The organism is Rhizobium sp. PP-CC-3G-465 (assembly GCF_004343445.1).
Taxonomy (GTDB): Bacteria; Pseudomonadota; Alphaproteobacteria; order Rhizobiales; family Rhizobiaceae; genus Ferranicluibacter; species Ferranicluibacter rubi.
Genome location: NZ_SLYH01000003.1, coordinates 172,688 through 191,533, shown reverse-complemented (window position 1 = coordinate 191,533; position 18,846 = coordinate 172,688). Strand labels below are relative to the sequence as shown.

At 62.5% G+C, this 18,846-nt stretch carries 19 protein-coding genes; 7 read left to right on the top strand and 12 right to left on the bottom strand.

Annotated features, from left to right (window positions below):
- Positions 1 to 15: 15 nt before the first annotated feature.
- Together C8J33_RS15155 and tenA are read right to left on the bottom strand one after the other, a co-directional pair.
- Positions 16 to 1,239, bottom strand: coding sequence for an argininosuccinate synthase (locus C8J33_RS15155; protein ID WP_110729833.1), 1,224 nt, complete (start codon positions 1,237 to 1,239; stop codon positions 16 to 18).
- Positions 1,240 to 1,388: 149 nt separating this feature from the next.
- Positions 1,389 to 2,051: a thiaminase II gene (tenA, locus tag C8J33_RS15150; RefSeq protein WP_132664801.1), complete on the bottom strand. Its 663-nt coding sequence runs from the start codon at positions 2,049 to 2,051 to the stop codon at positions 1,389 to 1,391.
- 96 nt (positions 2,052 to 2,147) lie between these two features.
- Here tenA and C8J33_RS15145 point away from each other — a divergent pair, with 96 nt between their 5' ends.
- Positions 2,148 to 2,789, top strand: coding sequence for a LysE family translocator (locus C8J33_RS15145; RefSeq protein WP_110801197.1), 642 nt, complete (start codon positions 2,148 to 2,150; stop codon positions 2,787 to 2,789).
- 119 nt (positions 2,790 to 2,908) lie between these two features.
- On the opposite strand, the gene C8J33_RS15140 is transcribed toward C8J33_RS15145, so the two are convergent.
- The 3 genes from C8J33_RS15140 to C8J33_RS15130 all read right to left on the bottom strand — a co-directional run bounded on the left by C8J33_RS15140 (position 2,909) and on the right by C8J33_RS15130 (position 5,119).
- Positions 2,909 to 3,130, bottom strand: a complete 222-nt coding sequence (locus C8J33_RS15140; protein WP_245507188.1) for an amino acid transporter — start codon at positions 3,128 to 3,130, stop codon at positions 2,909 to 2,911.
- 1 nt (position 3,131) lies between these two features.
- Complete coding sequence (rlmN, locus tag C8J33_RS15135; protein WP_132664799.1) at positions 3,132 to 4,361, bottom strand: 23S rRNA (adenine(2503)-C(2))-methyltransferase RlmN; 1,230 nt, start codon at positions 4,359 to 4,361, stop codon at positions 3,132 to 3,134.
- Between the two features lie 254 nt (positions 4,362 to 4,615).
- Positions 4,616 to 5,119, bottom strand: a complete 504-nt coding sequence (locus C8J33_RS15130) for an invasion associated locus B family protein (protein ID WP_092935801.1) — start codon at positions 5,117 to 5,119, stop codon at positions 4,616 to 4,618.
- Between the two features lie 467 nt (positions 5,120 to 5,586).
- Between C8J33_RS15130 and C8J33_RS15125 the strand changes: the two genes are divergently transcribed.
- Entirely contained in the window at positions 5,587 to 6,159 is a 573-nt protein-coding gene (locus C8J33_RS15125) for a sigma-70 family RNA polymerase sigma factor (RefSeq protein WP_110801054.1), read from the top strand.
- Positions 6,160 to 6,179: 20 nt separating this feature from the next.
- Here the strand turns inward: C8J33_RS15125 and C8J33_RS15120 are convergent, their stop codons facing one another.
- The 4 genes from C8J33_RS15120 to C8J33_RS15105 all read right to left on the bottom strand — a co-directional run bounded on the left by C8J33_RS15120 (position 6,180) and on the right by C8J33_RS15105 (position 8,423).
- Positions 6,180 to 6,560 carry a YkvA family protein gene (locus C8J33_RS15120; protein ID WP_132664909.1) on the bottom strand — a complete coding sequence of 127 codons (381 nt, stop codon included), beginning with the start codon at positions 6,558 to 6,560 and terminating at the stop codon, positions 6,180 to 6,182.
- 93 nt (positions 6,561 to 6,653) lie between these two features.
- On the bottom strand, positions 6,654 to 6,962 hold the full coding sequence (locus C8J33_RS15115) for a 4a-hydroxytetrahydrobiopterin dehydratase (RefSeq protein WP_132664798.1): 309 nt from the start codon (positions 6,960 to 6,962) through the stop codon (positions 6,654 to 6,656).
- A 46-nt stretch (positions 6,963 to 7,008) separates the two neighbouring features.
- Entirely contained in the window at positions 7,009 to 7,599 is a 591-nt protein-coding gene (gene thpR / locus C8J33_RS15110) for an RNA 2',3'-cyclic phosphodiesterase (protein ID WP_132664797.1), read from the bottom strand.
- Between the two features lie 188 nt (positions 7,600 to 7,787).
- Positions 7,788 to 8,423: an arylesterase gene (locus tag C8J33_RS15105; RefSeq protein ID WP_132664796.1), complete on the bottom strand. Its 636-nt coding sequence runs from the start codon at positions 8,421 to 8,423 to the stop codon at positions 7,788 to 7,790.
- Between the two features lie 62 nt (positions 8,424 to 8,485).
- Between C8J33_RS15105 and C8J33_RS15100 the strand changes: the two genes are divergently transcribed.
- From C8J33_RS15100 to C8J33_RS15085, 4 genes are all read left to right on the top strand, one after another.
- Entirely contained in the window at positions 8,486 to 9,202 is a 717-nt protein-coding gene (locus C8J33_RS15100; RefSeq protein WP_132664795.1) for an ABC transporter ATP-binding protein, read from the top strand.
- Entirely contained in the window at positions 9,199 to 11,748 is a 2,550-nt protein-coding gene (locus tag C8J33_RS15095; RefSeq protein ID WP_132664794.1) for an ABC transporter permease, read from the top strand. The genes C8J33_RS15100 and C8J33_RS15095 overlap by 4 nt, the downstream gene beginning before the upstream one ends.
- 183 nt (positions 11,749 to 11,931) lie before the next feature.
- Positions 11,932 to 12,669: a Bax inhibitor-1/YccA family protein gene (locus C8J33_RS15090; RefSeq protein WP_092989583.1), complete on the top strand. Its 738-nt coding sequence runs from the start codon at positions 11,932 to 11,934 to the stop codon at positions 12,667 to 12,669.
- A 138-nt stretch (positions 12,670 to 12,807) separates the two neighbouring features.
- On the top strand, positions 12,808 to 13,365 hold the full coding sequence (locus C8J33_RS15085) for a GNAT family N-acetyltransferase (protein WP_132664793.1): 558 nt from the start codon (positions 12,808 to 12,810) through the stop codon (positions 13,363 to 13,365).
- 42 nt (positions 13,366 to 13,407) lie between these two features.
- On the opposite strand, the gene C8J33_RS15080 is transcribed toward C8J33_RS15085, so the two are convergent.
- The 3 genes from C8J33_RS15080 to acnA form a co-directional block, all read right to left on the bottom strand.
- Entirely contained in the window at positions 13,408 to 13,803 is a 396-nt protein-coding gene (locus C8J33_RS15080) for a DUF2794 domain-containing protein (protein WP_132664792.1), read from the bottom strand.
- A 430-nt stretch (positions 13,804 to 14,233) separates the two neighbouring features.
- The gene (locus C8J33_RS15075; protein ID WP_132448733.1) at positions 14,234 to 15,043 is read right to left on the bottom strand and encodes a DUF1223 domain-containing protein; all 810 of its coding nucleotides are present in this window, start codon (positions 15,041 to 15,043) and stop codon (positions 14,234 to 14,236) included.
- A 194-nt stretch (positions 15,044 to 15,237) separates the two neighbouring features.
- Positions 15,238 to 17,928, bottom strand: a complete 2,691-nt coding sequence (acnA, locus tag C8J33_RS15070) for an aconitate hydratase AcnA (RefSeq protein WP_132664791.1) — start codon at positions 17,926 to 17,928, stop codon at positions 15,238 to 15,240.
- A gap of 267 nt (positions 17,929 to 18,195) precedes the next feature.
- Here acnA and ccmA point away from each other — a divergent pair, with 267 nt between their 5' ends.
- Positions 18,196 to 18,840 carry a heme ABC exporter ATP-binding protein CcmA gene (gene ccmA / locus C8J33_RS15065; protein ID WP_132664908.1) on the top strand — a complete coding sequence of 215 codons (645 nt, stop codon included), beginning with the start codon at positions 18,196 to 18,198 and terminating at the stop codon, positions 18,838 to 18,840.
- The last annotated feature ends 6 nt before the right edge of the window (positions 18,841 to 18,846 follow it).

Below are 18,846 nucleotides of genomic sequence, written 5' to 3'. Positions count from 1 at the left end.
CCGCAGCTCGTCTTCTTATTTGATGCGGTTGCGGGCCGCGAGCGTGCGCAGGCGCAGCGCATTGAGCTTGATGAAGCCGGCAGCGTCCTTCTGGTCGTAGGCGCCCTGGTCGTCCTCGAAGGTGACGAGCTTGTCAGAGTAGAGCGACTTGTCGCTCGTCCGGCCGATGACCATGACATTGCCCTTGTAGAGCTTCAGCGTCACTTCGCCTTCCACATGCTCCTGGCTCTTGTCGATCAGGGCCTGAAGCATGTCGCGCTCGGGCGAGAACCAGAAGCCGTAATAGATCAGTTCCGCGTAGCGCGGCATGATCTCGTCCTTGAGGTGGGCAGCGCCCCGGTCGAGCGTGATGCTTTCGATGGCGCGATGGGCGGTCAGCAGGATGGTGCCGCCGGGCGTCTCGTAGATGCCGCGTGACTTCATGCCGACGAAACGGTTTTCCACCAGATCGAGACGGCCGATGCCATTGTCGCGGCCGAGTGCGTTCAGGGCCGTGAGGATCGAGGCAGGGCTCAATTCCTTGCCGTCGATCGAGACGGCGTCGCCCTTGCGGAAGCCGATCTTGACGGTGGTTGCGACATCAGGCGCTTCCTCGGGCGAAATCGTGCGCATGTAGACGTAGTTCGGGGCCTCGACAGCCGGATCTTCCAGAACCTTGCCTTCGGACGAGGAGTGCAGAAGGTTGGCGTCGACGGAGAAGGGGGCCTCGCCCTTCTTGTCCTTGGCGACGGGGATCTGGTGCTTTTCGGCGAACTCCAGAAGATCGGTGCGGCTCTTGAAGGACCAGTCGCGCCAGGGTGCGATGATCTTGATGTCGGGGTTGAGCGCATAGGCCGAAAGCTCGAAGCGGACCTGATCATTGCCCTTGCCGGTCGCGCCGTGAGCGATCGCGTCGGCGCCGGTTTCCCGGGCGATGTCGATCAGGTGCTTGGAGATCAGCGGGCGGGCGATCGACGTGCCGAGCAGGTAGACGCCTTCATAGACGGCATTGGCGCGGAACATCGGGAAGACGAAGTCGCGCACGAACTCCTCGCGGACATCCTTGATGAAGATGTCCTTGATGCCCATCATCTCGGCCTTCTTGCGCGCCGGCTCCAGCTCCTCGCCCTGGCCGAGATCGGCGGTGAAGGTCACGACCTCCGCGCCGAGTTCCGTCTGCAGCCACTTGAGGATGATGGAGGTATCGAGCCCGCCCGAATAAGCGAGCACGACCTTCTTGACGTCTTTGGGAAGTGCCATGGTGATCCGTTCCGTCTGGATAAATGGGAGTAAGGGGGTAAACGGCGGCAGAATGCGCCGTATCTCTTCGAAATGGCGGAACTCTTACTGCATATTCCGGAAATTCGAAATCCCGCACCGGGAGAAAATCGCGAGCAGTCAGACGCGCGTCAGGTAAGATCGAGGCCCATCTGCCAGAAATCGGCTTCCAGCCGGGTCGCCTTGCCGAAAATCCCGGAGAGGCACGAGATGGCTGTTTCGTCGAGGCTAGCAAGCCGGCGGTCGAGCCAGTCGATCTCGCTTCGGACGAGGGCCTGATAGTCGGGGCTCGCATACATCTCGATCCAGGCCGTGTAAGGGTTGCCGTCCCTTTTCAGGAAGGGCTGGGCCTGAAGCCACAGAGCAATCTCGCCATAGCCGATGATGCAAGGCGCAAGCGCTACATGGAGGTCGGTAAGGTCGCCGTGCAGGCCCTTTTCGAGGACGTAATCGGTATAAGCAAGGGTTGCGGGCGATGGTGGCACGTCGGCAAGGTCTTTTTCCGAAATGCCCCATTCGGCGCAGTATCCGACATGCAGGCCGATCTCGACCTCGACGATGGCCTTCAGACTTTCCAGCCCTTGGCGGATTTCATCGAGATCGCGGCTCTTGTAGACGGCAAGGCCCCAGGCGCGGGCAAACTGGACGAGAAAGAGATAATCCTGCTTGAGATAATGGCGGAAGGCCTCTTCGGGCAGCGTTCCCGCGCCCAGCCGGCAAACGAAATCATGTTCGCGATAGGCCTGCCATTCCCCGGCATTTCGGATTTTCAGCATTTCGAAAGACGATGTCATACGGGAGCCCTTCAGCGAGGATGGGGAGGTTCTTGCCTTGCCTGGGAATAGCTGCAAAAGCTGATGAAGCACAGAACCCTTCTGCGAGACGATGTCATGGACTTCATCCCCAGCCTGCCGACCCTGCTGGCCTTTGCCGCTGCAAGCCTTCTGCTTGCGATCACGCCCGGACCCGACATGACGCTCTGGATCAGCCGGGCGCTGAGCCAAGGGCGGGCGGCAGCGTTTCAAGTCAGTCTGGGGACCAATCTGGGCTGCCTGGTGCACACATTCCTCGTCGCCTTCGGCGTCTCGGCGCTTGTCACTGCGTCACCGACCGCTTTCTTCGTGCTGAAGACCGGGGGTGCGGCTTATCTGCTCTACATCGCCATTCAGGCGATCCGCTACGGATCGAGCCTTTCGGTCAAGCGCATGGCGGCTCCGAAGGCTTCGCCAGTGGCGAACATCCTGTCCGGACTGTCTGTCAATCTGCTCAATCCCAAGGTCATCATCTTCTTCATGACCTTCCTGCCGCAATTCGTCACGGCCGGTGATCCGAATCTTCGAGCGAAGCTGATCGTGCTCGGATTGACCCTGATTGCCGTGTCCCTGCCGATCAACATCGCGGTCGTGCTGACGGCGGACCGGCTTTCCGGATGGCTCCAGGCACGGCCGGGCGTCATGCGCACCATCGACTACGTTTTTGCGGGGGTGTTTTCGCTGTTCGCGGTGAAGATCGTGCTGACGCAGGCGAGATAGGCGTCACTTACCGGGATTGTTTTCCGGCCTGCGGTCTTTGCGTGTCACGAAAAGCATCAGCGCTCCGATCAGCAAGCCGCCGATCGGCATGATCAGCATGGTCAGGAACTGTTCTGTGCTCATGGCTTCAGTCCTTTCAGCACGGATCGTTCAATGAAATGTAGGCCTACCGAACTGGAAATGCAAACGAGGCACACGATGGCCACCGTCAGGCCGGGCGCGGCCCCGGTATTCAGCCAGCCGATTGCAGGCGCAAACCCTCCAACGGCGAAGATGGCGATGGCAACGCCATTCAAATAGGTCGCCGTCAGCTTCGTTCGCTCGTTGTGGATCAGGCTCATCTCAATCGTCGGCGCCGTGATTGGCGATCATCATCGCTTCGAAAGCCATGCGATCGACCTTGCGCATGCGCTCGGACTCCGACTTCAGCTGGCCGCAGGCGGCGAGGATGTCTCGGCCGCGCGGGGTGCGGATGGGCGAGGCATAGCCGGCGGCGTTGATGAAATCGGCGAACTTTTCGATCTGCTCCCATTGGGAACACTGGTAGTTCGTGCCCGGCCAGGGGTTGAAGGGGATGAGGTTGATCTTGGCAGGCACGCCCTTCAGGAGTTTCACCAGCTCCTTGGCATCCTCAAGGCTGTCGTTGACGCCTTCCAACATGACATATTCGAAGGTGATGCGGCGGGCGTTGGAGACGCCGGGATAGGCGCGGCAGGCGTCCATCAGGTCCTTCAGCGGATATTTCTTGTTGATCGGCACCAGCATATCGCGCAGGTCGTCCCGCACGGCATGGAGCGAAATCGCCAGCATGACGCCGATTTCCTCGCCGGTGCGATAGATTTCCGGAACGATGCCCGAGGTCGACAGCGTCACGCGGCGCTTCGAGAGCGACAGGCCATCGCCATCGGTCGCGATCAGCAGCGCGGTCTTGACGCTTTCGAAATTGTAGAGCGGCTCGCCCATGCCCATCATCACGACGTTGGAGACTTTGCGGCCTTCGGCCGGCGCGATCGTGCCGGGGGGCGTGTCGCGATCCGGGAAGTCGCCGAGGCGGTCGCGGGCGAGCAGCAGCTGGGCGAGGATCTCTTCTGCCGTCAGGTTGCGCACGAGCTTCTGCGTGCCCGTGTGGCAGAAGGAACAGGTCAGCGTGCAGCCGACCTGGCTGGAGATGCAGAGCGTTCCCCGGCCTTCCTCCGGAATATAGACCGTCTCGATCTCGACCGGGCGACCGGCACCGCGCGCCGGAAAGCGCAGCAGCCACTTCCGCGTCCCGTCGGTTGAGATCTGCTCCTCGACGATTTCCGGCCGGGCAATGGTGAAATGCCGCTTCAGGGTCTCCCGCATATCCTTGGAGACGTTCGTCATATGGTCGAAATCCGACACGCCGCGAACGTAGAGCCAGTTCCAGAGCTGGCTGACGCGCATCTTCACCTGCCGCTCGGCCACGCCGACGTCGGCCAGCGCCCTGCCCATCTCCTCACGCGTGAGGCCGATGAGGGAGGGCATTTCCTGCAGCGCTGCCGGCCGGGCGGTCGGGCGTGCGGGGCGGTCGAGGGAAAGGATATCGGTCATCACACAATGTTCCTGTCGCAGCTTTGCCCGCAACGCCGAACGGTTCCCGGTCGGTTGGACGAAAGGGACGGAAGGGCGAAACGGGAGCAGGCACTATAAGGCGCACGGGGAGCGTCTCACCCGTGCGGCATGTCGTTGATGCGGCGTCTAGCACGAAATTGGCCGGGCGTCACCTCCTGCAGGGTGATGCCGTACGGCCGAAACGACGAAGGCCGGCGGGGCCGGCCTTCGATCCATTCCCTCTGCAGAAGTGCTTACTTGCAGCTTTCGATCTGCTTCAGCGCGGCCGAGATGCCGGACAGCGAGTAGGAATAGTTCGTCTGCGTGCCCTTGCGCGACTTTGCGACGACGGACATGGCTTTGCCGACCTTCATGGCTGCCACCAGAGCCGGCTCTTCGGCAGCGTTCTCGACCCAGGCGGAGTTGCCCTTGGTAAACAGCGTGAAGTTCTTGGCGTCGATGGTCACGGTGACCTTGGAGTTTTCCTGAAGGGCGTAGCCCATCATGGCCTGCGGCTCGTAGGAGATGTTCTGTCCCGGTCGCTGCGAGACCAGGAAGAAGATATCGCCGTGATCGACATTGGCGGGGCTCTTTTCCTTCGGCACCGACAGAACGTAGCAGACCTTCGACTTGCCCGACTGGTAGGAATAGGCCCCCCAGGCATTGAACTGCTGGATGCGCGTCGGAGACTGTGCCGAAGCGATGCCTGCGCCAGCGAGAAGGAGTGCGAGTGCGGTTGAGAGCTGTCTTACAAACATCTTGTCCTGCCGGTTGTCTTGCTGCCAGCGCCCGTCCGATGCCGGGCGATGCATGGTCGCGATTACGATTATTGTGACTTCATTCAGGTTACCAAACCGTCAACACCACAAGAATAAGGCGGGAACGTGCGGAAACGATACGCTCTGGACGTGCCGTGCATCGTTCACGACGACCGGCGTCGCTGCCGGATCTCCGTCGCCTCGTCCTGGATGTCGCTCTCAGACAGCCTGTTCGTCCTATCGGGGCTCTAAGGGTTCGAAGCACCGTCGGCATCCGCAGTTTACGGCTGTTCGTGCGTTTCGATTGGGTCAGGTCGGATCGGAAACGGTCCGAATTCGCGATAACGTCACCCCGATGAGCCGCTAATGTCACAAAGAATCGGGCAACAGTTTGACGTTTCTCGAATGAGCTTTACCTGTTGTTTCACATACACCAAATCTTGGGCACGGAGGCCCTGAAGGCAGGCATGACAGGGGACGCGAGACAGCATTTCGCAGGGCTGGCGGATGCCGTCGCGAAAAAGCGGGACCAAGCCGCCTTCGCCGAACTGTTTCATTTTTTTGCCCCCCGGCTGAAATCGTTCCTGCTGCGACAGAACACGCCGTCCAACGAGGCGGAGGAGATCGTGCAGGAGGTGATGATCGTCCTCTGGCACAAGGCCGCTCTCTACGATGCCGAGAAGTCCTCGCTGTCCACCTGGCTCTTCAGAATCGCGCGAAACCGGCGTATCGACGCCGCGCGGCGGCAGTTGACGCGGAAGCTGGATGAGAAGGATCCGCTTCTTTTGCCGGCCGCACCGCCTGCGCCGGACGAGCTGGTTCAAAGCGGCGATCGGGAGGATGTGGTGCGCACGGCGCTTGCCAAGCTTCCGAGCGAACAGGTCAAGCTGATCCAGCTCGCCTTCTTCTTCGGGCAGTCGCATTCGGAAATCGCCGCATCGACCGGTTTGCCGCTCGGTACGGTGAAGTCGCGGATCAGGCTTGCCTTCGGGAAGCTGCGCACGCTTCTTCACGATGACGGCATCGACGGGACGGAGTAGGCGTTTCCGGCTTCATTGTGTCAGGCGGCGAGGCCTTCCTCGCCTAGCGCCGTGTCCGCCTTGTCGTAATGGTTTTCCTTGATCTGTCCGCTGATGGCCGCGAAGGCCGCCGTGAGGACCGCGATGTCGTCGGAAAAGCCGACCACGGCGAGGACGTCGGGCAGGACATCGAACGGCATGACGAAATAGGCGAGCGCCCCGAGCAGGATGCCGCGGGTGCGCAATGGCGTCGCGGGGTCCATCGCGCAATAATAGGCGGCGACGAGATCGCGACTGAAGGGAACCTGGCGCACGGCCCGCTTGAGCGTCGGCCAGAACCGGCGGCGAACCTTCTGCGCCTTGGACTCCTGCTCGCTGCGGTCGCCCGGCAGGAGGATTTCGCCGATCTTGACCTCGTCCATCGTCGTTTCCGCTTTCATGCGCCTGACCTCGCCTGTTTCTCAATCCCTGATAGGGTCTGATATGGGAAAACATTCGAGCAATTCAAACGGCCGTCATGGACGTGCGGGAGATGCTGCCGCCTCCATGCGCGCGGCGAGCGTAAGGTCGAGCGCCGTCACGCCCTTCGCCGTATGCGTCGTCAGTTTCACATCGACGCGGTTGTAGACGTTGAACCATTCGGGGTGATGATCGAGCTTCTCTGCGGCCAGCGCGCTCTGGCTCATGAAGCCGAAAGCCTCGACGAAGGATTTGAAGCGGTAGGTCTTTTCGATGGACAGCCCGTCTTCGGCCAGCGACCAGCCGGGAAGATCCGTAAGACCTGCGGCGATGTCGTCGGCGTTCAATCTGTCGCGCTTGGTCATACCGGTCACCTTATGTCTTGCTTCGGCACCAACAGGTGCTGTGCGGTCATAGCATGCCCTTGGCCGACTGTTGCTCAACGCGTGCGAAGCCGGACGAGCGGGGCTCGTGGAGCTGGAACACGTCTTCCGTGAGGTAGGGGCCGCCGCCGACGGAGTCGCGCGAGGACAGGAGCACGAAGCGCGAAACAGTGAACGGGTTGGTGTAGAAACCGCCGCGTCCCGAAAGGTAATGAACGACATCGTCCACCCGCGAGGCGCGCAGGCGCGCCAGCGTGACATGGGGCGTGAATTTACGGGGATCGGCGGGAAGGCCCAGCCGCTGGCAGATGCGCTCGATCTCAGCCTGCAGGGCTATCAGTTCCGGCGGGTTGGTGACGCCGGCCCAGACCGAATGCGGCTTCTTGGAGCCAAAGGCGCCGGTTCCCGTCAGTTGAAGTTCGAATTCCGGTCGCTCGATCCGGTCGAGGCGATCGACGATCTCGTCGGCCGTGCGGTTATCGACGTCGCCGATAAAACGGAGGGTGATGTGGTAGTTCTCTACGTCGATCCAGCGCGCGCCGGGAAGGCCCCCGCGCAGAAGGGACAGGCTCATCGCCGCATTTCGCGGGATTTCGAGGGCGGTAAACAGTCTCGGCATGACGAGCTCCCCGAATCTTGCAAAAACCTCTTGCAGACATCCCAGCCGACCACGACGCGCCGCGGCAGGCAACTACAAATTCGCACCTGCAATATTTGTCCAACGGTGATTGACGGCCAATGGGCGACTACGCACTCCCGACGACGGCAGAACTGGGTGCAACAGTCTTGCCAGCTCGGTGTCTCTGTTCATTTCGGCAATCCCTGAACGAAGGTCTCGACCACGGGCAGCATTCGTTCCACCATGACGCCGACGCCCTTGGGGTTGGGGTGCATGCCATCTTCGATCTTCAGGCCCGCATCCTCTACGACGCCATCGAGGAAGAAGGGGTAGAGCGGGACGCCATAGGTCTTGGCGAGCTCAGGATAGATCGGGTTGAAGCGATCGGCATAGTCGCCGCCCATGTTCGGCGGTGCGAGCATGCCAACCAGAAGAACACCGATGCCCCGCGCCTTCAGCTTCTCGATCATCGCGACAAGATTCTTGCGGCTCTCCTCCGGCGGAATGCCGCGCAACGCATCATTAGCGCCGAGTTCGAGGATGACGCCCTTGGTGCCGTCCGGGACCGACCAGTCGATGCGGGCAAGCCCGCCCGACGTCGTGTCGCCGGAAACGCCGGCATTGGAGATCGACACGTCATGGCCCTTGTCGCGCAAAGCCTTCTCCAGCCGTGCGGGAAAGGCGTCGTCGGGCGGCAATTGATAGCCTGCCATCAGGCTGTCTCCGAAGCCGACGAGCTCGATGGGGGCAGCATAAAGCGGGCCTGCCGCGATCAAACCTGCGAGAGCAGCCAGGAAAAGCGCCCCGAAACCTTTCATTCGCATCAAGCCGCTCCTAAATCCGGATGTGAGCAATTGCAGCATAATCCTTATATAGGGCGGACCCCGTGGCAAAAACCATGATCGAACTGAAAAATGCGGATCTGACCCTCGGGCAGGCCGCAGCGTCCGTCCATGTGCTGAAAGGCATGAGCCTGGAGATCGATGCCGGGCAATCGGTCGGCATCGTCGGCCCCTCCGGCTCGGGCAAATCGACCCTGCTGATGGTGCTTGCCGGACTGGAACGTCTGGACAAGGGCGAAATCGTCATCGACGGGACGCCGCTGCAAGGGCTGAGCGAGGATCGCGTGGCCGATTTCCGCGGCCGCAACATCGGCATCGTCTTCCAGTCGTTCCACCTCATTCCCAATATGACGGCGCTCGAGAACGTCGCCGTGCCGCTTGAGCTTGCCAATGTGCGCGATGCCTTCGACATCGCCCGTCGCGAGTTGACATCGGTCGGGCTCGGCGAGCGGCTGTCGCATTATCCGGGACAGCTCTCGGGCGGCGAGCAGCAGCGCGTGGCCATCGCCCGGGCGCTCGCGCCCTCGCCGAAACTGCTGATCGCCGACGAGCCGACCGGCAATCTCGATACCGAAACCGGGCGCCAGATCGCGGACCTGATCTTTTCCAAGCAGGCCGAGCGCAACATGACGCTGATCCTCGTCACCCACGACAACAGCCTGGCTGCGCGCTGCTCGCGTCAGATCAAAGTGCGTTCCGGCATCATCGTGGATGATGGGCGCACGACAGCGGGTCTCGCACCGTCAGCGGTTTCGGCATGATGGCGTCCTTGCGCCTGCCGGATCTTTCGCTCGCTTTGCGGCTGGCCCTGCGCGAAATGCGCGGCGGCCTTTCGGGCTTCTACATCTTCCTTGCCTGCATCGCGTTGGGAACGGCGGCGATTGCCGGCGTCAACTCGCTGTCGCAGGCCATCACCGGCTCCATCGCCTCCCAGGGGCAGGCGCTGCTGGCGGGCGATATCCGGTTCGAGCTGAACAACCGGCTGGCCAATACCGAGGAGAAAAGCTTTCTCGACGGTGCCGGCGATGTGTCCCTTACATCGGGATTGCGCTCCATGGCGCGGCTTCCCGATGGCTCGAACCAGGCGCTGGTGGAGCTGAAGGCGGTGGATGCCGCCTATCCGCTCTATGGCACGCTGGAAAGCGCACCGCAGGCGCCACTCGCCTCGCTTCTCTCCGTCGATAACGGCACCTATGGCGCGCTCGCGGCCCCTCTGCTTCTCGATCGTCTCGGCGTAAAGACGGGCGATACGCTGCTCATCGGCAATGCGCGGGTGAAGATATCCGGCACGCTGGTGCGCGAGCCGGATGCGCTGTCGGACGGGTTCGGTTTCGCGCCGCGGCTGTTGGTGTCGCAGGAGGCGCTTGCGGCCAGCGGTCTCGTGCAGACCGGAAGTCTGGTGGAGCATGCCTACAAGCTGCGCCTTGCCGACCCTAAAGGAGTACCGGCCGTGCGCGCCCAGGCGGAGCAGCAGTTTCCGCAGGCGGGATGGTCCATCCGCTCCAGCCAGAACGCCGCGCCGTCGCTGACGGCGAACATCACGCGCTTCTCGCAGTTCCTGACGCTCGTCGGGCTGACGGCGCTGATCGTCGGTGGCGTCGGTGTCGCCAATGCGGTTCGCGCCTATCTCGATGCCAAGCGCAGCGTCATCGCGGCGTTCAAGTGCCTCGGCGCGCCCGGCGCTCTCGTCTCCACCATCTATCTCATCCAGATCCTGCTGATCGCGATGATCGGCATCTTTATCGGCCTCGTCATCGGCGCGATTATTCCGCTGGTTGCCGCCCGGTTTCTCGCCGATATCTTGCCAATATCAACGGATCTCCAGCTCTATCCCTCGGCGCTCGGGCTCGCTGCTCTGTTCGGCCTGCTCACGGCACTGGCCTTTGCCTGCCTGCCGCTCGGCCGCGCGCGCAGCGTGCCCGCAACCGCGCTCTTCCGCAATCAGGACTTCGACCGAAATCGCTGGCCGACCTGGCCCTATCTGGCGGCCGCGGCCTTGAGCCTTGCGGCACTTGGCGGTCTCGCCATCTTCACGGCCTACGACCGGATGATCTCGCTCGTCTTTCTCGGCGCCATCGCCTTTTCGTTCGTCGTGCTGCGCGGCGTCTCCGTGCTGGTTGCGGCCCTTGCGCGACGGAGTCCCCGGGTGTCCTCACCCGCTCTGCGGCTCGCCATCGGCAATATCCATCGGCCGGGTGCACTGACGCCTTCCGTCGTTCTCTCGCTCGGCCTCGGGCTTGCGCTTCTCGTGACGTTGGCGCTGATCGATGGAAACCTGCGGCGGGAGCTGACGGGGAACCTGCCGGAGCGGGCGCCCAACTTCTTCTTCGTCGACATCCAGGACAGCGAGATCGAAGGGTTTCGCTCGCTGTTGAACACGGCCCTGCCGGCGGGCAAGGTCATCGAGGTGCCGATGCTGCGCGGCCGCATCCTTGCCTTCAACGGCGAGGACGTCGCCAAGCGCGAGGTTGCGCCGGCCGGGCGCTGGGTGCTCCGGGGCGACCGCGGCATTACCTATGCGAAGAACCTGCCGGAGAATTCGCGTCTCGTCGAGGGCACATGGTGGCCGGACGGCTATAGCGGCGAGCCGCTGGTGTCCTTCTCCGAGCAGGAGGCGCGCGAATTGAACCTGAAGGTGGGCGACACCGTCACCGTCAACGTGCTCGGCCGCAACATCACGGCGCGCATTTCCAACTTCCGCACGGTCGAATGGGAATCGCTGTCGATCAATTTCGTCATGGTGTTTTCACCCAACACATTCGCCGGTGCGCCGCATGCCTGGCTTGCGACCGTCATCGACCCATCGGCCACGGCCGAGCAGGAGGCGGCGGCATTGCGCCAGATCACCAACACCTATCCGACCATCACGAGCGTGCGGGTGAAGGATGCGCTCGACATCGTCAACGGCCTGCTGGGGCAGTTGGCCACGGCCATCCGTGCTGCGGCCGGCGTCGCGCTCGTTGCCTCGGTTCTCGTGCTCTCCGGCGCGCTGGCCGCCGGCAACCGCGCGCGCATCCATGATGCGGTGGTGCTGAAGACGCTGGGTGCGACCCGCGCGACGCTGATCCGGGCCTTCTGCTACGAATACGCGATCCTCGGCCTTTCCACCGCGATCTTCGCGCTGCTGGCCGGCGGCGTGGCGGCGTGGTTCGTGGTGGCCCGCATCATGACGCTGCCCTCGTCCTTCCTGCCGGATGTGGCTGTGCTGACGATCGTCGTCGCCCTGGTCATGACGGTCGGCATCGGGCTTGCGGGGACATGGCGCGTGCTCGGGCAGAAGGCAGCGCCCGTTCTGCGCGATCTCTGACAGGCAGCGGACGGCCCCTCAGGCGCCCCCACGCATTACAATTGCGTCATGCGTCAGCACCGCCCTTGAGAATGGGGCGGTTCCGCATCATATTGTCTTCAGGCTTGCTGAAGCTCCGCAGCGGTGCCCGGTCCGATTTTCGTCGCGACCTGTCCGTCACTTCGAGCTGATAAGAGGATAAGAATGTCCGATCCCAGAAACTTTCGCATGCAGACCGCCGGCGCGCGCGCTGACGCTGCTGTCGACCAGGGCCTGCGCGCTTACATGCTGCGGGTCTACAATCTCATGGCGCTCGGCGTTGCCATCACTGGCGTCGCCGCGTTTCTCGCCTTCCAGTTCGCCTTTGCCGATGGTCAGTTGACCGCGTTTGGCCAGGCGATCTATGTCAGCCCGCTGAAGTACCTGATCATGCTCGCGCCATTCGGCATGGTGCTGTTCCTGAGCTTCCGGATCAATTCCATGAGCGTTTCGGCCGCCCAGACCACGTTCTGGGTCTATGCCGCGCTGATGGGCCTGTCGCTCTCGTCGATCATGCTGATCTACACGGGCCAGAGCATCGTGCGCACGTTCTTCGTGACCGCGGCCTCCTTTGGTGCATTGTCGCTCTACGGCTACACGACGAAGCGCAGCCTGTCGGCCATGGGCTCGTTCCTGGTCATGGGCCTGTTCGGCCTGATCATCGCCTCGATCGTCAACATCTTCTTTGCGTCGTCGGCTCTGCAGTTCGCGATCTCGGTTATCGGCGTGCTGATCTTCGCAGGCCTCACCGCCTACGATACGCAGCGCATCAAGGAAATGTACTTCGAAGGCGATGGGTTTGAGGCTGCTGGGCGTAAGGCGATCATGGGTGCGCTGACGCTCTATCTCGACTTCGTCAACCTGTTCCTCTTCATGCTGCGCTTCCTCGGAAACCGCAACTAAGCACAAGACAGGTCTCCACCTGATCATTGGGAAAGGCGGCTTCGGCCGCCTTTTTTCGTGCGCAGGCGCTACCGTCTTGATCGGGCTGGGGGAATGTGGAAGGAACTTGCGGACACCGATGTCTTTTGAGATTCTGCCATGTCCTTCACTTTGCGCGATGCCTCCCTTGCCGATATTCCTGCCATTACGGACATCTACAGCGAGTCCGTTCGCAACGGCGTCGCGACCTACGAGATCGCCGTACCCGACCAGGCGGAAATGACGACGCGCTTCTCCACGATCACCGGCAACAACTATCCCTATATCGTCGCAGAAGACGCGGACGGGGTCGTGATCGGTTATGCCTATGCCTCGGCTTTCCGCACGCGCAGCGCCTATCGGTTTCTCGTCGAGGATTCGATCTATCTCGCGCCGGAGGCCCGGGGACGCGGTGTCGGCAAGGCGCTTCTGACGGAACTGATCGCGCGCTGCACGGATCTCGGCTTCCGCCAGATGGTGGCCGTCATCGGCGGTGCGCATCCCGCGTCGATCGCCGTCCACCGGTCCACCGGGTTTGTCGATTGCGGCACGGTGAAGGGGAGTGGGCTGAAGTTCGGCCGCTGGCTCGATACCACGTTCATGCAGTTGGCGCTCGGCGAAGGCCTCGACTCGGTGCCGGCCGATGGCGTCTATCCGGATACGCTCTACGGGGCCTGATCCCGCTTTCCGCAGAGGCCCTCAAGGCCACCGCCCGCAAGCTCAGCTCTTCACGACCTTCAGCAGCTTGTCGAAAATTTTCAGAACTTGCTGCAGCTCGTGCCCGCGCTTCAGGATCATGCCGTGGGTGTTGACCACGGCATAGGCGCCCTGCTTGGCGGCAAGCTTCGGCACCTTCTCCACACGGTAGAGCGGCTGTTCGCCCGAGCGCTTGAAGACGGAGAAGACCGCCTTGTCGCGCATATGGTCGAGCGCATAGTCGCGCCACTCGCCTTCTCCCACCATACGGCCATAGACCCACAGGATCTGGTCGAGTTCTCGGCGATGGAACGTCACGGGAAGAGGATCTTTGGCATGTCGATAGTCGCTGAGATCGACGACCACGCTTTCAGATGCCTTGAGGGTTTGGCGACCTTGCAAATCCGTCTGATCGGTCATGCACATTCCGGCCTTTTGTTATGACAGGACGGTAACAGTGTGCCTGAGTACGGCTGAAAATCAAGCTTGAATGGCATGCGCGCAAGGGCGGATGGGTATTGCTGTAGCGACGGCTTTTTTTGCACCGCCGCATTGCGGTCAAACCGGTGCCTGATTTCGGCGGTTAACTCTGCCCCGTCGCCGCTGCTTCGATTTTCCGAAGTGCCGCGCGCCGCCCGGCCGGTCGATCAGCGTCTCTTGTGTCGCCGGCTTGGGATCTCCGTGCCTCTCGTCCTGTCCGACCTCCGGTCACGCGAGAGCATGGATGGTCATACCGGGATCGGCCTCAGGCCGGTGCCACCCTGACCGCCCGGTCCGGTGATATCGAAACCCTCAGCCCCCAGCCCTCGATATGCCGGACCGGGCAATTCTCTGGCGTCTCGCGGCACGTCTACTGCGCTGCCATCAGCGTTGCCGCCCCGACGATGGCGCCGGGGGTTTCCGCGTCCTTCATCTGCTGCAGCAGGATCGCGCAGCCGCTGTCCTTTTCCTGGTCGAGCACAGAGGCGGGCAGCACGAAGCGGGCGGACTTTCCGTCCCACATGCCGATCGTCTGAATGTCGCGCACGGCGTGCCAGTAGGACATCTTCTTGCCGCTGTTTTCGCCCTTTTCCACGTCCACCACCTTCTGACGGTTGAAGTAGACGATGACGACATTGGCCTTGCCGTTACCTTCTCCGATGGTGATGTCGATCTCGTCGTCCTTGCGCTCCGCCGAAATCGGCACCTTCATGCCCGCGTCCGCACCACTGAGCGCGATCAGACGTCCCTTGATGCCCGAGAGATTGGCGCCGTTCACCTGATCGCGGCCGTTCAACACGGCCTGAGGCGTGTAGACGCCGTTGCGGCCGAACATCTTGGCATAGGCATACTGGCGTGCGGTGTTCTCCTTCGAGGCGAGCGTGTCTGCCCAGCCAAGGTAATTCCAGTAATCGACGTGATAGGAGAGGGCGACGATGGAGCCGTCGTCGATCAGGTGCTTCAGCGCAGCGTCGGCGGGAGGGCAGGAGGCGCAGCCCTGGCTCGTGAACAGTTCCACGACGCCCTTCGGCTGCGTCACTTCCAGCCCGCTGTCCGCTGTCTTCACCTGCGTCGTCTGCGGCACTGCTTCCCGTGTCGCTTCCTCAGCTGCGGCCGGAAGGGCTGCCAGCAGGAAGAGACTGCCGATCAGGCTCAGGCGAGAGGTCTTGGAGGCGGGCATGCAGGGTCCACTTCGGGCAGATTCCAATTCGGGCAGGATTGCGGCAGCCGGAAACCGCTCTTTCATACGCCGCAGCGTCCTCAACACAAAGTCACGTTGGAGTGAAATTTCGGCGAAGGCGGCAGAGGTACCGTCGGACATGCAGAAGGCCGGAACGGGGTTCCGGCCTTCGCGTTTTTTCAGGTCATGGCGCCTTAGGCTGCGAGGTCGCGCAGAACCGTCTGCAGAATGCCGCCATTGTTCATGTAGGTGACCTCATCCAGCGTATCGATGCGGCAGATCAGCGGGACCTCCTTCACCGTGCCATCGGCATAGGTGATGACGGCCGTGCGCTTTTCGCGCGGCTGGACGTTCGTCAGGCCCTCGATGGTGACGATCTCGTCGCCCTTGAGGTTCAGCGAAGCCCAGGTGGTGCCGGCCTCGAAGACGAAGGGCACGACGCCCATGCCGACGAGGTTGGACCGGTGGATACGCTCGAAGCTTTCCGCGACCACGGCCTTGACGCCTAGCAGGTTGGTGCCCTTGGCCGCCCAGTCGCGCGACGAGCCGTTGCCGTATTCGCCACCGGCGAAGATGACGAGCGGAACGCCCTCTTCCTTGTACTGCATGGCCGCGTCGTAGATCGACATCTCTTCCTTCGACGGATAGTGGAAGGTGTAGCCGCCTTCCTTGCCGTTCGGGCCGAGCATGTGGTTGCGGATGCGGATGTTGGCGAAGGTGCCGCGCATCATCACTTCATGGTTACCGCGACGCGTGCCGTACTGGTTGAAGTCGGCAACGCCGACGCCGTGGCCCGTGAGGTAGGCACCGGCAGGCGATGCCGCCTTGATCGAACCGGCCGGCGAGATGTGGTCGGTCGTGATCTTGTCGCCGAAGAGACCGAGGACGCGGGCGCCCTTGATGTCGGAGATGCCGGAGCCTGTCTTGCCCATGCCCACGAAATAAGGCGGGTTCTGCACATAGGTTGAATCGTCGTCCCAGGCATAGGTCTGGCCCGCAGGAATCTGAACGGCCTGCCAGTTGACGTCGCCCTTGAACACGTCGGCATACTTGCTCTCGTACAGCTCGCGCGTGACGTATTTCAGGATGAATTCCTGGATCTCGTGCGAGGTCGGCCAGATGTCCTTGAGGAACACCGGCTGCCCGTCCGAACCGATGCCGAGAGGCTCGGTCGTCAGGTCCTTCTGGACCGTGCCGGCCAGCGCATAGGCCACGACCAGCGGCGGCGAGGCGAGGTAGTTCGCCTGGACGTCCGGCGAGATGCGGCCTTCGAAGTTGCGGTTGCCCGAGAGGACGCCGGCCGTGATCAGGCCCTTGTCGTTGATGGTCTTGGAGATCTGCGCCGGCAGCGGGCCGGAGTTGCCGATGCAGGTCGTGCAGCCGAAGCCGACGAGGTTGAAGCCGAGCGCGTCGAGGTCCTTCTGGAGGCCCGACTTTTCGAGATATTCGCCGACGACCTGTGATCCCGGAGCGAGCGAGGTCTTGACCCACGGCGCGCTCTTCAGGCCCTTGGCGACGGCGTTGCGGGCGAGAAGGCCGGCAGCGATGAGAACCGAGGGGTTCGAGGTGTTGGTGCAGGAGGTAATGGCGGCGATCGCCACGTCGCCATGGCCGAGATCATAGTCCGTGCCTTCGACCGGGTAGCGGTTTTCCAGCTGGCCGGGCTTCTTGTAGTCGGCTTCGAGCGACTTGGCGAAGCCGGGCGCGATGCCTTCGAGGGCGATGCGGCCTTCGGGACGCTTCGGGCCGGCCATGGACGGCACGACGTCGCCGAGGTCCAGTTCCAGCGTGTCGGTGAAGACCAGTTCGGCGCCGTCACCATTGCGCCACATGCCCTGCGCCTTGGAATAGGCTTCGACCAGCGCGATCCGGTCCGTCGTGCGGCCGGACATGGTGAGGTAGTTGATGGTTTCGCCGTCGACCGGGAAGAAGCCGCAGGTCGCGCCGTATTCCGGGCCCATGTTGCCGATGGTGGCGCGGTCGGCCAGCGTCATCGAATCGAGGCCGGGGCCGAAGAATTCGACGAACTTGGAGACGACGCCCTTCTTGCGCAGCATCTGCACGACGGTGAGCACGAGGTCGGTCGCGGTGACGCCTTCCTTGACCTTGCCGGTCAGGCGGAAGCCGATGACTTCCGGCAGGAGCATGGAGACGGGCTGGCCAAGCATGGCCGCTTCCGCTTCGATGCCGCCGACGCCCCAGCCGAGCACGCCAAGGCCGTTGATCATCGTGGTGTGGCTGTCGGTGCCGACGCAGGTGTCGGGATAGGCGATCGTTTCGCCGTCCTCTTCCTTGGTCCAGACCGTCTGGCCGAGATATTCAAGGTTGACCTGGTGACAGATACCGGTTCCCGGGGGAACGACGCGAAAATTCTTGAATGCCTGCTGGCCCCACTTCAGGAAGCGGTAGCGCTCGCCGTTGCGCTCATATTCGAGCTCGACGTTGCGGGCAAATGCGTTCGGCGTGCCGAATTCGTCGACGATGACGGAGTGGTCGATGACGAGATCGACGGGCACCAGCGGGTTGATCTTTTCCGGATCGCCACCGAGCGCCACCATGGCGTCGCGCATGGCCGCGAGATCGACCACGGCGGGAACGCCGGTGAAGTCCTGCATGAGCACGCGGGCCGGGCGGTAGGCGATTTCGTTTTCAGCCGTGCCCTTGTCGTTCAGCCAGGCGGCGATGTTGAGGATGTCCTGCTTGGTGACGGACCGGCCGTCTTCGTTGCGCAGCAGGTTTTCCAGCAGGACCTTCATCGAGTAAGGTAGCCGCGAAATGCCGGCGAGACCGTTCTCTTCGGCCGTGGGCAGGCTGAAGTAGACATAGTCGGCGCCGTTGACCGTGAGGGTCGAACGACAATTGAAACTGTCTAGGGACTTGGACACTGAGATACCCCGTTCCGTCTGATCGCCATAAACTGACGTGCGAACGCCCGAGCGCCTGAAGGCGCAGATTGGGATGCGGGTACGGTCATTTCCGCTGTCCGCACGTGGAAAATCTTCCATGTTCGGCGCTAGGATGAAATTCACGCCGACCGCTGGCGTGTTGGGCGCGTTATAGATAATTTCGCCAAAACGTGCCAGATCGAACGCCGTCAATTCGAGACAATTTTTTTCAATGCGACCAACGTCGTAAAAGGACGATGAATGCCAATTCGCCTGCGCGTGGACGGGCTGGGTGCCAGCCGCGGCGAAGACCCGATCTTCCGGGAGGTTTGCCTCGTTCTCGATGCTGGCGGCGCCTTGCTCGTGACCGGTCGAAACGGCACCGGAAAGTCTACTTTTCTGCGAACGCTCGCCGGTCTTCATCCGGCCGACAGCGGTACGATCCTGCTGGAAGGGGTCACCGACCCCACGGCGCCGGTGCGCGAATCACTTCATTATCTTGGACATCGCAATGCGATGAAGCGCGATCTGACGGTTGCGGAAAATCTCGTGTTCTGGTCACGCTTTAGCGGGCAGGCGAGGGATCGCGAACAAGATGTCCATCCCCTGCCCAATGCAGATGATGCGCTGGAGGCGGTCGGTCTCGGCGGTCTCGGTCATCTTCCGTTCGGCTATCTCTCGGCCGGGCAGCAGCGCCGTGCGGCGCTCGCCCGGCTTCTGGTCGCGCACCGTCCCGTCTGGCTCATGGACGAGCCGACGGCAGCGCTCGATACGGCGAGCGAGCGGATGGTCGAGGCGCTGATCGCCAGACATCGCGCCACCGGCGGCATCGTCATCGCCGCCACGCACCAGGCTCTCGACGTGCCCGGTGCGCAGACGCTGACCATGTCCGGCTTCGCGGTGCCGGCATGAGGCTCG